The organism is Vibrio splendidus (assembly GCF_001557875.1).
GTDB classification, from domain to species: Bacteria; Pseudomonadota; Gammaproteobacteria; order Enterobacterales; family Vibrionaceae; genus Vibrio; species Vibrio splendidus_F.
Map to the genome: position 1 here is coordinate 1 of NZ_LNRF01000035.1, position 551 is coordinate 551.

Annotated in this window: 1 tRNA gene and 1 rRNA gene; both read right to left on the reverse strand. The window is 39.6% G+C overall.

Annotated features, from left to right (window positions below):
• Positions 1-316: 316 nt before the first annotated feature.
• Positions 317-392 (reverse strand) — tRNA-Ala (locus tag ATB74_RS23440).
• Between the two features lie 76 nt (positions 393-468).
• Positions 469-551 (reverse strand): 16S ribosomal RNA (locus tag ATB74_RS23445); the annotation flags it as partial.

Consider the following 551-nt stretch of genomic DNA (forward strand, 5'->3'; position numbering starts at 1 on the left):
GGCAACTAACCAAGGTTTTTGGTTGTCATCAAGAAGGGTTAATTCTTGATAACTGTTTGCCGGACTCAATGTGATTCAAACAAGTTTGAATCGAATACAAGACACTTGAATGTGTTTGTTGTGTTTACCATGAAGGTAAACATTGAGAACTTTTAAATTTGATTAACTTAATTACAGCCTTGAGCTGTTTGAATTCACTTTTTAAAGTGAAAACCAATTAAGTAATCAGTCAGCTTTCCAAATTGTTAAAGAGCTAGATTTTTCTAATTAAAGAAATAACCATTTTTAAAGATTCTTAAGGAAGAACACTTAAAGATGGTGGAGCTATGCGGGATCGAACCGCAGACCTCCTCGCTGCCAGCGAGGCGCTCTCCCAGCTGAGCTATAGCCCCATCTGGAAAAGTATTTCCTACTCTTAACTTATTAAACCATCAATCTGTGTGGACACTTATCGTGAATATCTTCGTATAAGGAGGTGATCCAGCCCCAGGTTCCCCTAGGGCTACCTTGTTACGACTTCACCCCAGTCATGAACCACAAAGTGGTGAGCG